Genomic DNA, 14,474 nt, shown 5'->3' on the forward strand with positions numbered 1-14,474 from the left:
TCAAAACTGTACTCGTAATTTTCTCCTCGTGCTCATTTATCTTTACGTATTAAACCTGTACCCTCATGAACATTACCGGTGATGCTAAAGCTGCCCGTACCTACGATGCCATCGTGATTGGCTCGGGAATCAGTGGCGGCTGGGCGGCTAAAGAACTTTGCGAAAAAGGGTTGAAAACGCTCGTGCTCGAACGCGGACGCGATGTGAAACACATTGTCGACTACCCAACGGCAACGCTCAATCCGTGGGAGTTCCCGCACCGGAACCGGATGTCGGACGCGTTCGATAAAGAGAATCCGATTGCTACCAAATGCTACGCCCTGGATGAAGGGACGCAGCAGTTTTTTGTCAAAGATGCCGAGCACCCGTATGTACAGGAAAAACCGTTCGACTGGATTCGGGGCTATCAGGTTGGGGGTAAATCGTTGATCTGGGCGCGGCAAACGCAGCGGTGGAGTAAGTTTGATTTCGAAGCCAACGCCCGCGATGGGGCCGCCATCGACTGGCCCATTCGGTATGAAGATATTGCGCCATGGTATAGCCACGTGGAAAAATTTGTGGGTATCAGCGGCAACAAAGACGGGCTGGAAACCCTGCCCGACGGCGAGTTTTTAAAACCCTGGCAACTGAATTGTGTAGAGAAACACATTCAGAAACGCGTTGCCGAAAGCTACAAAGACCGCCATGTGATCATTGGCCGCTGTGCGCATCTGACGGAACCGAAACAAATTCATTATGATCAGGGACGGGCGCAGTGCCAGGCGCGGCATTTGTGTTACCGGGGCTGCCCCTATGGTGGGTATTTTAGTAGCAATTCGTCCACCATTCCGTGGGCTGCCAAAACGGGTAAGTTAACCCTCCGGCCCGATTCGGTCGTGCATTCGATTATATATGAGGAAGGAAAAGGCGGGAAGGCTGGTAAGGCAACTGGCGTTCGCGTCATCGATACGCATACCAAACAGATGACCGAATATTACGCCCGGATTATCTTCGTCAATGCGGCCTGTCTGAACACGAACCTGATTCTTCTCAATTCCACCTCCCGTCGATTCCCGAACGGACTCGGGAACGATAGTGGTGCGCTGGGTCGCTATGTGGCGTTTCACAACTATCGGGGCAACATCGTGGCCGATTATGAAGGTTTCGACGATGGCTATTACTATGGTCGGCGGCCAACAACGGCCTTTATGCCCAATTTTAGAAACGTTCGGAAGCAGGAAATGGACTTCCAGCGGGGATACATGGTGGCGTTTAGTGCGGCTCGCGGCAATTGGCAGCGCGGAACCGGGCAGGATGATTTCGGAGCCAATTTCAAAGATAAACTAAGTGACCCCGGTGCCTGGCACGTATTCATGATGATGCAGGCCGAAACCGTGCCACGTTATGAAAATCAGGTTCGGCTCAGCACCGACCAGAAAGATCCCTGGGGGATTCCGCAACTCGTGACGAACATTGGCTACACCGACAACGATCTGAAGGTCATGAAGGATTTTCTGGAACAGGGATCGGAGATGCTGGACAAGGCGGGGTGTAAGCACATTAAACCTTATGACGATCACCGCAACCCCGGCCTCGACATTCACGAGATGGGCGGAGTACGGATGGGCCGCGACCCCAAAACCTCATTACTCAATGCGCATAATCAGCTTCACAGTGTGAAAAATGTGTTCGTAACGGACGGTGCAGCCATGACCTCAACCGGTACCCAGAACCCGTCGATCACCTTTATGGCGCTAACGGCCCGAGCTGTAAACTTTGCGGTAGGCGAAATGAAGAAGGCAAACTTATAAGAGACGAAAGCTGAAAACTTACTCAGGAATTAAAGCATACTGATCGATCGTATTGCCGGTTTTCCGACTTTCTGATGTTCGTTCCAGTTTCAGGGACGACCCGTCTGGCTCTGTCAGAATGTTGTATTCGATAAGGCCGCCCGTATTGGTGGGTTTGGGGTTGAGGTTAGCTAAAATCAATCGCTTGTTGTCGGTCGAAACGGACCAGGTGCCGGTTACGAGCCGCCCATCCACATCTTTCAGACTGACTTTATCGGGGCGACTCAGGTCGAGCCTGAAATTGATGTAGCCTGGTTTAATGTTCGTGGTAGACCCCAACGTAAACACCAGCCGATCTGCTTCGTTGACCGTATTGGCTTTCCAGACCTTGCCCAGCAAATCCGTGATCGGCTTGACCGGTTTGGGTTGGCAACTGCCGAGACTCAGCAGCAGAAAAAGAAGAAACAGGTTGGTTTTCATGGAATTAAGATTCGTTTGGTGAGCGAACGCCCGTCGGCTACGATGGAAATGATGTAGATACCTGTCGGCAAGCGATCGAGGGCATAGTGCCAGGCATCGGCCGGATTCACTTTGCGGGTGTCGGTCAGGACCGGTTGACCCGTTGCGGTCATAAGCTGAATGGTGGCCCGCATGGATGAAAACCAGTTGGTAACGACGTGCAGATCCTGTTGATTCATGTAGAGTGTGGTGTGAGTCGCTAATTCGTCTTCTACGGCAATGATCACCTCTTCGATTCGAGCACTGGCTACATTTGAATAGCCCGAATTGCCCGCCATATTCACTGCCCGAATGCGGTAGTAATAGGTTGTAAACTCCTGCAGGCCCATATCCAGGTAACTGGTCTGGCTCGCCGGTTGCTGCTTGATCTCAGCAAAGCCGGATGTCGGGTTTGTCGAGCGTTCGATGACCACCGTAACGGCTGAAGGGCTCAACGCTGACCAGTTCAGCCGAATCTGATCATAATCAGATACCTGCGCCGTCAGGTTCGTCGGGACTGCTGGTGGGGCCAGGGGCGTGGTGGCGCAGGCCGCATCGCTGTAGGCCGACGGGCCAGCCGCGTTTTTGGCCCTGATCCGGTAGCAATACGGCCGGTTATCCGTCAAGTTCTTGTCTTCGTAGCTTGTCGTATTGGCGGGCAAATCGGCAATTTTTTCAAATGTACCCGTGGCGCTGGCACCGCGCTCAAGCTCAAACCCGCTTTCGTTGCCCGACAGGTCGGCCCAGGCCAGATTGATTTGTGTAGGCGATACGGCCGTAGCCGTCAACCGGGCGGGTGGAGCCGGTGGTACATCAGGCGTGGTAGCGTCCGCCACATTGCTGGTCGGCCCCTGTCCACTTGCGTTGGTAGCCCTGATCCGATAATAGTAGTGGGTATTGACGGTCAGATTGTTATCAGTGTAGCTGGTGGCCGTGCCCCCGACCGTGGTAAGGGATGTCCAGCCAGTGGTGCCGTCCGGGCTTCGCTCAATAAGAATGGTCGCTGCATTGGGAATCGCACTCCAGGTCAGGCTAATCTGCGTCGTCGACGTAGCCGTGGCTTTGAGGTCCTGTGCCGCAGTGGGCGGACCAACCGGTGTCGTCGCATCGGCGACGTTGGAATTAGCCGACGGGCCTGCGGCATTGATAGCCCGCACCCGGTAGAAATAATGCGTCTGGGGCTGAACACTTTTGTCTTCGTAGCTCGTCGCATTAGGGCCCAGGTCCGCCAGTTTACTCCAGCCATCCGTCCCGTTCGGGCTGCGCTCCAGTTGAAACCCACTTTCGTTACCCGACAGATCGGCCCAGCTTAGGTTGATCTGGTTGTAGGAAACGGCCGTGGCGTCCAGTCGCGCTGGTGCCGCCGGTGGAACATCGGGCGTGATGGCGTTGGCCACGTTACTGAAGGGACCTGGAGTGCCATTGACAACGGCCCGAACCCGGTAGTAATAACGGGTATTCGGTGTCAACCCCGGATCGTCGTAGCTGACGGCATTGCCAGCCGGATCGGCCACTTTATTCCAGCCGTCGTTGCCATTGGGACTCCGTTCGAGTTGGTAGCTTGTGGCGCCCGACACACCCGCCCAGATCAGGTTGATCTGGGTTGTCGAGGTCGCGGTGGCGACCAGGTTTTGGGGAGCGCCTACGGGCGGTGCCTGTGTCGTCGCGCATTGGCTATCCGTGTAGTCGCTGGCACCGATGCTGTTTACGGCCCGAATCCGGTAGCAATATTGGTTGCTGGCTCGTAAACCCTGATCGCTGAAGGTCACTGTATTTGGCCCTAACGTCTGAATGGTCGAAAATTGAGCACCGGGGCTATCGGCACGCTGAAGTTCAAAGTTCGCTTCATTATCCGACAGATCGGCCCAGGTCAGGTTAAGCTGCGACGATGACACCGCTGTAGCCGTTAGCCGGGCTGGTGCTCTGGGGGCACTTTGCCGGGTGGTGGCACAAGCCGTACTGGAATAATCGTGCCCGCTTTCGGAGATGCGGTAACAGTATTCGGTGTTGCTGCTCAGGTTGTTGTCCGTAAATTCACCACCATCGGCCAGCGTGGTAGCCACCTGGCGCCAATCGCCCGACTGGCCCGTTCGGCGTTCGATGCCAATACCGGATTCTTTGCCGTAGCGATCCCAGGTCAGTTTAATGGAACTACTGCTCAGCGCGTTTGCCTGTAGATTTTTGACATTGGTCGGAGACAGGGGTGGGGTAGCACAAATGGGCGCTGTAAACTCGGACACGACGCTGCCGCTCTGGGACCTGACCCGATAACAATACGGCTGACCACCGCTTACACTACCGTCGGTAAACGTTGGCGCACGACTGTAGGTCACGGTTTGCAACAATGTAAACGTACCGCCCGAGCTGGTTCCCCGTTCAATCCGGTAGTCGGTGGGGGCGCTCCCCGACCCATTGTTCCAGGTCAACTTAATGCTGTTGCTGTTCTGCGGAATTACGGTGAGGCCTGTTGGGGTTCCGGGTGGTTCGGGTGGGGTGCTGATGGTAAATTCGTTCGAGACGGCCGTTGCTCCGGTCGGAAAAATGACCCGAACGCGATAGGTGCCGCCCCCGACGCTATTGTCCGTATAGGTAGTAACATTAGCGCCAACTTCACCGATTTTGGTGAAACTGGTGAAGTTGTTTCGCTCGATCTCGAACCTGGTTTCGTTGGTCGAATTGTCTTTCCAGGTCAGCACGACCCGGTTATACGCGGGTGCCGTACCGGTTAGACCCGTCGGCGCGTTGGACTGGGCAAACACACGAGTGGCTACCAACATCGCCAAACTCAGTAGTAAATAGGGCAGGGGTAGTTTCATGGCTATTTGATATCAATTTTCACCCGGTTCGAGAGGCCAGACTCGCGCCCGTCCTGATAGACTACTTTAATCGCGTATTCGTACTGGCCTTTCTGAATGGCTTTGTCGGTAAAGGTTTGCTCGCGGTTAACGGCATCGTATGAGCGCAGGAGCTTAGCCTCATTTGATCGATAAATGATAAAACGGGCATATTGATCGGGATGCTTCCAGCTTAAGATGATGGTCTTACCATCGGTCCCTACCTGTACGCTGAGCTGCTTAACCGGACGGGGTGCCATTTGTAAGGTATTCGTATTAAGCGGGAACGATTCGGCAGATCGTAGGCCAGCTGAATCAACGGCTACCAGCATGTAGCTGTATGGCGTGTTCGGCTTTACCTGTTGATCCACATAACTGTTCAGTTTTGGCGTCAGCTTGCTGATCTGATGCCAGGTCTCGGTACTGGCTCCACGCCGGAACAAGAGCTGTTCCCGTACGTCCTCGCTGATGCTGGCTACCCACCGCAAGGCAATAGCGGTGTCACTGGCGACGTAGTCGCTGATGACGGGGCTGGCAGGGGCAATTTTGTCGGGCCTGGCCAATTCCAGGATATCGGACGGAGGGCTGGGGTTGTAGTTTTTATCGTAGGCTACAACCCGGTAATATAGCTTTTTCGTTAAGGTAGTTAGCGTGGTGCGGTCATCGAAAACACTGGTTGGTAGATAACTACTGGTGCGGTTGGTAAACACATGGTCGACCTGATTCGCCATGAGCACGGCATAGCCCAGGATGTCCGGTTCTTTGTTGGGGTCCCAAACTATCCGCACGAAGCCTGTTGTATCAATGTATCCCTGCAAATTTTTAGGCTTGGCCGGACCGGTCACGTCCTTGAACGTACAGTAAGCCGCCATCGACGGGTTCGAGTTTTTCGCCGTGTCGATTGCCATCACCTTGTAGAACGTTTTCTCGTAAGGGTTCGCCGTTTCGTCGACATATTCACGCACTGTTTTCCCCAACACCTGTTTTGTCAGCGGAATCAATGGCTTGCTTTCGTCGTTTCCCCGCGCAATAACATACCCGGCAAAATCGGGTGACAGGCTGGGTTGTTCCCAGGTAATGCGGACTTTACTGCCGCCCAGGTGTTTGGCCTGCACATTTCTGACCCCAACAGGCGGAGTTAAGTCGACACCCTGCGCGGTCAGTACAGGCGATGGGATACTGCGCTCAGCAAAGGGCGAGATACCCACAACCCGGTACTGGTACTTGATGTAGTTCTGTTTCAGCGAATCGACGTAGCTATACAGTGTCTGTTCCGACTGAATAGGTGCCTGCGTGTAAGGCAGCCGATTTAGTCGCCGGAATGTTCGTCCGCCATCGGCTGAACGTTCGATGTAATAGGCCGAGAACAGTTCGTCGGTAACCTGCCGATCCCAGCTAAGTTTGATGGCCCGGTCTTGTTGTTCGGCCCGAACAATTGGCATGGGTGGTCGGCTATACGTGCCGGTATTACTGACCAGTACTTTTTGCTCATCGACGGATAACAGCTTGCCGTTGTAGCGCGGGGTGAGGTAATAAAAATACTGTACGCCTTTTTTGACGGCCCGGTCCACATAGCCCAATCCCATGCCTGTTGCATGACGCACGTTTTCATCGGCCAGCAGTAGCAGAAACATCAGTTGAAAATCGTCCTGACTTTTCTGCTGCATCAGCTTGTCGAGTGTAACCGGATCGTTGGCCGACTGGAGTACACTGCTTTTGCCGTAAATCAATTGGGCGCAGGCAGCCGCCAGGCTATCGGTACGTGAAACCCGTTGTTTCCATTCGTCGAGCGTCCAGGCCTTTATATCTTTCTGGAAATCGACCTGTAGCCGACCATTGGCGCCCAGGCTCCGGCGAGTCAGGATATACCCTCCGCTGCGATTGATTTCGCGGTATAGAATAACGTTGTGCGGTGCCCACCGAACCACAACCGAATCGCCAAAGGACCGACCGATCATGGATAGCTCGAAATAGGTATCGGATTTAGCAACTGTTGTTTGCGTGGAAGGACGGGTCGTAGCTGGCGTAGTTGTGCCCTGGGCTCGCAGACCAGAGCCCCACATACTGAAGAGTAAAATGAGAAGTGTGACGAATACCTTCATGATCGAGTTTCTAAAAAGAGCCTGGCAATTAATGAATAGGGGTTGGTGGGGCGGGCGTGCCAGATGATTGACCGGACGTATTTCCCGATGATGAACTGGGCTGAACAACAATGACTCCATTGGTGCCGCCGGGAACCGTTACTACCCCTACACCTGAAAAATCATTACTGACTGTTTTCGCCAAATCCAGTGCAAAAGATGACGGAAATGGCTGAAGACCATTTTTGAACGCGTATTCATCGACGTAGCGGTCGCCGGTGCCGTCTTTCATCGTTACGTCGGAAGCGAGTGTAGCACCAGGCAATTGCTTGAGGTAGAAGCCAATAACAGAACCCGGTTTAGTCAGTTGCCAATAATTGCCGCCTTTAACACTAGTGAACGTTTTGAAGAGCTTATCCACCTGCGCGCTGTTAGGGACTGAGCCTGTTGAAGCCGCCGAACTTCCTAGCGCGGCTCCTACACTAGATCCTACACTAGACACGGCCTGACCTATAGCGCCCACTGTCTCGGTTTGTTTAACTACACTTAGCACCAGGGCCACACAGTCTTTGGCCGTATCACGAATCCGGTCTTTCCCCCGGCTGGGATCGCTGCCCTGAGAAGACATATACGCCATATTCGGATCGTATTGTGTGATAGACACTTCACCCGATGCAACGGCAGCATTCTGTAATCGGCCAGAAAAGAAATAATTGCGGTAGTCCTCATTCAGGGAGATAAAATCTTCTGTGTAGAAATCCAGATTCAACGATGTGCTGATGCTCTTCATAAACTTCTCCCGGCCTGCCTGGCTCATACTTTTGGGCTGACCGGTTTGCGTCCCAACGGCCATATGATACTCATAGGTCAGGCTACTGGCCAGGCTTATGAGTTTATCAATCAGTGCTTTGCGCTGCGGGTAAGCTCCATTGAGTGTACTGAGCAGTACATCGATGTTGTCTTCCAGCCGTTCGACATAGGCTTTATACACGGGCACGTTCAGAAACATCATGCCGTATTTCCCGGGAGAGCTGGCGAATGCCTGTCCGGCCAAGGCCATTGACGCCGATTTTTTGTCGACATTATCCGTTGTGATGACGGTATTGGCAGCCTTCGTCATATCCTGCTGGGTCATCTTCATTGAATACTGAGCCTGGCATACCGACGGGTTCATTAGGTTCCCGATCAGAAAAAGTAGCCCGGCAATGGCGTAAAAACGGCGTAAGTTTTTTGCTTTCATTAGTTCTGCGTGATGCCTTTCAGGCTATTTTTTGAGATTGGGGACTGCGCATTGTCGAAACCACCCTGATTGAAGAGTACGACCTGCCGCATCAGCTGATCATAATTGACAGTAGGGGCAGCGGTGTTGTCAGCGGTTTTGAACAGAATATTGCCATCACCCAACTGGTAGTTCGACAAACCGTTGATCAGGCTGACCATTGGTTTTACGAAGTCGGCAAACCAGGGATTCGTTGAATCCAGTACTTTTTGCAGCACCAGCGGAGGCAACACGCTGCCGTTAGGCAGTTTTTTCCAAAGCAGCTCGTAGCTATCGAAACCCTCAGGGCTCTGAATCGGAATGGTGTAGGCTTCGATATCACTCGTCCGAACGGTTTTCTGTTCTGCTGTCAGGAATGGGCTGGCTTTCAGCTTTTCGGCTAGTGTATTATACTGGCTGGTCTGGAAAAAGTAGGTATAAACCGGCTGCTCCAGCTGCGTTTTTACGTCTACTTCTTCGTCGCTTTTTCCCTTGCCCAGCTTGATATCTGCCATCGTTCCAACCGATTGCCCAGTTACTTTTGCGCCGATGGCGTTCCCCTGCTGGCTGTTCTCTTTCTGTACCGTCTGGTCGACGTAAGCCGCATTATAACCTTGTGCCAACCCATTGACAGAGGCTACTTTATTGCTCATCAAGCCTGTGCCGGGCCCAGGGCCTGGTTTAGATGACACTGTAACAGCGTTACCGAAGCCATATTCGGCTTTCTCCCCGCCCAGATACGTGTCTTCCAGTTCTTTTCTAATTTTACCTTTCTGCTGAGCAATGATTTTTTTCTGTTCGGCCACCAGCGCGTCGGTTGGTTCGCGGAAGATCTCAATTCGGTACAGGGTTTTCTTTTGCAGAAAATTAATTGGAATCCCGAAGCGCAACAGCTTCCCGTCGAATTTGACACTGTTGTTCGTCCAAACGCTGCCAGGGTCTTTCTTGTCGAACTTATTGCCTTTCAGAGCCGTATAGCGCACACTAAGCCGGTAATACTTGTCGCTCTGAATCTTATCGAGGCAGCAGCCGAAATTACTTGACAGTTCAACGTAGCCGAAAATCCCGCCGTCGCCAATGGTGAAATACCGTTGCCCTTCGAACGGATAGGAATAGGCGACCGATGGAACCGCTCCCTCCTGGCTAAGCGAACTGACACACTCGCCCGTTGTAAAAGTGTACGATTTCGTCTCCGCAACCAGTTGCTTCTTGTAGTAGTAAGGGTCGTACTGGTTGGTACCTGTGTTCAATAACTTGACACCCACCGTCAGCGATACGCTGAGCTTGGCATTAGGCGGTAGGGTAGCATCGCGGAAAAACGTTATGTTGAAGTTTCCACCGCCGTCGGGGTCATTACCGAACCGTAGCCGACCACTGTTATCGAGCGAACAGTTTGGGTTTGTACTACTGGCCTGCAACTGCGTTGTGACAAACGGATTGGTGGCTGTACCACTCGTAAAATCCAGCCGGAACGTGCGGAAGCTCGCAACAGGCTGTCTCGATAGAGAGTCAACATCATTGATCTGAATCAGTGTCCGAACGGGGTAGCTAAATTCGGCGTAGTAAGGCGAAATAACCGATACATTCTTGCTGTTGTTTTCGGGAGTCATGCCCGCAATGATGGGCAGGTCCGCGAACGGATTAGGCTGCTCGAAGGCTGGTTTACACTGCTCATCTTTGTTATACCACATCTCGAAGGTAGTACTGCCCTTGATGCGTCCGCCCAGCGCCCGGTAGCGTAGCAAAATGCTCCCGTGTATCCAGATCGGGTTTACCATGCCGCCTTCAAGCAAGGCGGCCGCCTGCACCTTGAGGAGTTCCAGATAGCCCGAATAAATCCAGATGTCGATGTTGATACCGAGCGTCAGCGCCAGATCGGCATACATCTGTCCGTTGGCATACCAGCCATTGATGCCCGGTATCTGTCCACTGCTACAGGGAGCGGTTATTTTTTGCAGGGCCAGATCGAAGCCGAACGCTGCGTGAAACTTGGCTTCGAAGGGGCCAAATTCAAACTTGTCGTCGGTAACAAACCCTGATCCGAAAGCGAGTGCGTCGGTCCCGGCTAAATGAACACCTTTGTAGCCTAGTGCCTCCAGATCAGCCGCCGACATACCCCAGGGTGGTGGTGGTAATGTCGTGACTCCATCTGGTTTTAGATTGTGATACATCACAAAATAGGACCCAAACGTGAGTGACCCTAAACTTTTTACTTTGATAGCCAGCTTTATCCGTTCCGAATTAGCGAAACAGTCATCGGCATTGCCGCAGGGTGTTGCATCGGGCAGACCAATGAAAAAGTACCAGTTGCCGGGTTTCTCTTTGCTGTAATCCTGCTTTGGATCCGGATTGCCCAGCGACGACGGGAAGGAAACGTGTAAACCCAAATCACCTTTCCCATCAACACTGAATGGCCCACCACCCGGTTGATAATGCATATTAAGCCCAAACTTGCTGTCGAAGTAGCCTTTGTCAAAATTGACATCGATAAAGCCAATGCCTGTGGCCAGTGCCTTATCGGGTTCAGGACCAAACAGGGCGGCATTCAGGTCTAATCGTAAATCGCTCAAATGAAAACCGTTCTCGGTACTTACGGTGGCCGCCATTACGCCATTCATATCGAAGAGGTCTTTGGTTTGCATCGTTACTTCGACCGCTACTTCAAACCCGTCGTGTTTCTGGCTGGGGGTGAATTTGACCGGAGCACCCACTTTTGGCTTGCCCTTCTCATCGGTCTGGGTTTCCTTGATCATGTTGTGGAAGGCGCCCCCACCGAAAGCAGCCAGGGTTAGCGGAGTGCCCGGAATCGGAACGGGGGCAGGCAGGTCGGCCTTGCCCCCCACTTGCCAGTATCGAAAGCCATTGACTCGCCCAAAATAGCCGCCTACCGAAAAGCCCGCACCCAATAGCTTGACGTTCAGATCGCCCTTGAAACCAGTACCGTAAGGAGCTTCATTGTCGAAAAAGTCCGCTGTGCCGTCGATGCGCATGAAGCTCAGATTTCCGTGAATACCCACCGAATCGACGCCCACTTTGTCTAAGCCCCAGTCGGGACGCTTATTGGCGCCGAAGCCGATTTTAAACCGGACATAGGGCGTAATGGCCGCATGGATGTTCCCCTCCATCAGCGTAATGTCGCCCGTGAATTTGAAATCGTATTGGCTGGCCTGGCCCTTTACTTTATCCAGACTAACGCTCTTGATCGTAACCGGAAAGCCCTCGTCGTCGGCAGCGGCAAGTAGCGCCTTCTGGGGCGATGCAAAGGAGGAATTAATGGAGCCGGAGGTGAAATAGCTGGTCCCATCGGCGGGCGAACTTTGCAGTTTCATGCCCATGATGGTCATGCCCGGCGATACGATTTTGGCATCTATACTCAGCTTGGCATTGAGCGTAACCGAAGCATTGAATGCCCCGTCTTTGTTGCCCTGATTGCCGACCTTAATTTCGGTACCGTCGAGCACCGACAGCTTAGCCGCCCATAAGGCAACTTTAGCCTCCTCTTTCGGTGGAACAATGAGGAACTGATACGTTAAAGCACCATTGGCTTTATCGTCTTTGGAAAGCGTGCAGGTATACGGCCAGATCGACGATTTTTCCATTTGCTTCTCGTCGGTGTATTTAAAGATGGGCATTACAACCCGCCCGGCCAGTCGCGCATTCTTAAACTGACTCATCAGCAGGTTAAACTTCAACGTATCGGCTGAGCAATACCAGCCATCCAGCGATCCGTCGCCCAGCGAGATAACGGGTGTGGCCATAAAGGCACCCGTAAAGCCATTGTCATCGCAGATCAGGTTTTCGACGGACACTGTTGACGGCTTGCCCTGATTGAGCGACTTCAGAACTGTTGTCGTCACGTTCAACTTGGGGAAAAACAAGCCTTTCCACTCGGCTCCCGGTTTCTGTCCAGCCTGCGGATAATCATCCGGTAACTTGGCCGTGTATTCATCTGGCAACTCCGACTGATCGTAAATACCGGGCTTGCCATCCATCGAAAAGATGAAATCGCGGGAGAGTTTATCGACGTAGAAGTCAGGGAATTCGACTGTAGTGGTCCAGTCGTTCAAATCGGCCTTGGGGGAGTCGTAGACCAGAGTAACTGCCAGCTCTTTATCCTTGTTTATGCCGTTGGCTTCTTTCAGGCCAGGCGGTTTCAGATCGGCGACAATATGGAACGTTTTAAAGTCCCAATTATTCAGGTTGACGTTCGTAATCTTCTTGAAATCAAGATTATTTGCCGACTTGTTATTGACGTCTGTTGTAGCTCCTTTCAGCGTCAATAACGTAGACAGGGGCATATCCAGTCCCAGATAAAGTGTCATGTCGCCACAGATAGGTTTATCTGGACTCATGCATACTTTAGTTGCACTCAGCGGAACACCCCCAAATTGTGCGCTTGCGACTTTAAACCAGGTAACGGCGTCGAAATAGGCCTGAGCAGGCTCAAACACAACATTGGTAATGGCCACATCCACGTTTGCTGTATACACGCCCAGCGGCATTTCCCAACCGATACTGTTCTTCGAATTGGTGATACTTTCCTTGACCTGATCTTTAATGGCGCTCAGTTTTTTGCTGATCTCACTTACATCAGCTGGTTTCAGGTCCAGTGCGCTGAAGTCAGGCTTGTCGTAACCGGGTAGCAAACCGGCATTCTGTTGTAGTAACCCACGGACTTTACCGGCAATGACTTGCCCCGCCGGGTTGCATTGTACCTTGCTAAGCGATACCCGCAGCTTGATATAGCCCCCACCCGCGTACGGGAGTTGTACGGTACCTGTCCCATTAATTTTCTGTTCTGCGTCCAACTGTATGCCCGCCAGATCGACCGTAAACCCAGCGACAGTCAATTGTTTTTTGGTAAGGACAGTCTGGTTATCGGCTACGCTTCCTTCTGTACTCGACGGTGGTATTTTGCAATTACAGTTCGCTATTTTAAGCTCGTAGGGTGTTGACGGAGCGGGTATTTTGTCGGCTATGGCTGTAGCACCCGCCGGGGGAGTATCCTGCGCATCCAAACCGGGAATGGGTAATACAGGCAACGCGGGCGTCTGCACTAATTCAAGCCCTGGTTTTTTGGCCAGAACGGGCAGCCCCGTTCCATACGTAAATGAGCAAACCGGACTCTTGCCATCGTTCAGAAAGTTGAGCTTCCGGGAGCGGTCGATGGCCTGCACCCGCCAGGCATACCGCTTGCCCACCACCAGGGGCGGCTGCGTGGGGCCATACAAAAACGTACTCGTCCGCAGGTTCTGAACCTCGACCCCTGACCTGGGCAAGGCTACGGCATCGATAAACACATTCGGGTCGACCCCCGTTTGGGGCAACTCGACAATCCGAAGCGTGTAATCCACCTGCGCGGGCGAAACACCCGCCGGGGGCGTCCAGGTGAAGACAACGGCCTGCGGAGTCGTTGCCGTCACTTCGGCATCGCAAAGGGGCGAAATAAGAATGGGCGGCTCAACCGAACGGACCACGATCGGGGCCGAGCAGCCCAGCGGAAACTCGGCCGACAGCGGTTGCCCGAAGGCCGTTACGGCGGTGTTAGTTGGGGTTTCGTTATAGGCCCGCACGCAAAGCTGATAAGTGCCGTCGGGCAGGGGAAAACCACGGGCCAGCAAATTTTTGTCAATCCCCGTCACCTCAATCTGGTTGAGGTCGAAGAGTCCTTCCAGATCGTTTCGGCTTAGCAAGGTCTGGCCGGGCGGTACGGTCAGGGGTCTTGGCGGACGATAGTTGGGCGAGGTACGAATCTCGATCCCATTGTCGCCGGTCAACTGCCCCGACAGGCGGATCTGGTAGGTGCTTCGGCTGGTGTTGATCAGGAACACCCGCACCTGCTGGCCCGCGCCGGGATAGTCCTGCAAATAGGCGCTATAGGGAGGCAGCACACTGACCTGAATTTGCAACGGGAAGGTTTGGGCAAAGGCCGTTCTAACCGACAAAGTTGCCAGGATCATCGCCAGGGCCATCAGGATTTTTGGTGCCCTTGGCGTACCCTTGGCGCTGTTGCGGATAAGAAACGTCGTCACCA

The 14,474-nt window shown here is 53.1% G+C and carries 6 protein-coding genes; 1 reads left to right on the forward strand and 5 read right to left on the reverse strand.

What is annotated here, in order from left to right:
- Positions 1-65 precede the first annotated feature (65 nt).
- The gene (locus tag ACYVAM_RS16170) at positions 66-1,790 is read left to right on the forward strand and encodes a GMC oxidoreductase (protein WP_461068762.1); all 1,725 of its coding nucleotides are present in this window, start codon (positions 66-68) and stop codon (positions 1,788-1,790) included.
- Positions 1,791-1,808: 18 nt separating this feature from the next.
- Here ACYVAM_RS16170 and ACYVAM_RS16175 read toward each other — a convergent pair whose 3' ends face one another.
- From ACYVAM_RS16175 to ACYVAM_RS16195, 5 genes are read right to left on the reverse strand one after another with little or no spacing between them, the layout of a single operon-like run.
- Positions 1,809-2,249, reverse strand: a complete 441-nt coding sequence (locus ACYVAM_RS16175) for a hypothetical protein (protein ID WP_461068764.1) — start codon at positions 2,247-2,249, stop codon at positions 1,809-1,811.
- Positions 2,246-5,083 carry a fibronectin type III domain-containing protein gene (locus ACYVAM_RS16180; protein WP_461068766.1) on the reverse strand — a complete coding sequence of 946 codons (2,838 nt, stop codon included), beginning with the start codon at positions 5,081-5,083 and terminating at the stop codon, positions 2,246-2,248. The genes ACYVAM_RS16175 and ACYVAM_RS16180 overlap by 4 nt, the downstream gene beginning before the upstream one ends.
- A 2-nt stretch (positions 5,084-5,085) precedes the next feature.
- Entirely contained in the window at positions 5,086-7,203 is a 2,118-nt protein-coding gene (locus tag ACYVAM_RS16185) for a fibronectin type III domain-containing protein (protein ID WP_461068768.1), read from the reverse strand.
- Positions 7,204-7,231: 28 nt separating this feature from the next.
- Positions 7,232-8,422: a hypothetical protein gene (locus tag ACYVAM_RS16190; RefSeq protein ID WP_461068769.1), complete on the reverse strand. Its 1,191-nt coding sequence runs from the start codon at positions 8,420-8,422 to the stop codon at positions 7,232-7,234.
- Positions 8,422-14,472 carry a hypothetical protein gene (locus ACYVAM_RS16195; protein WP_461068771.1) on the reverse strand — a complete coding sequence of 2,017 codons (6,051 nt, stop codon included), beginning with the start codon at positions 14,470-14,472 and terminating at the stop codon, positions 8,422-8,424. Before ACYVAM_RS16195 ends, ACYVAM_RS16190 begins: the two co-directional genes overlap by 1 nt.
- Positions 14,473-14,474: the final 2 nt, after the last annotated feature.

It is taken from the genome of Spirosoma horti (assembly GCF_054776595.1).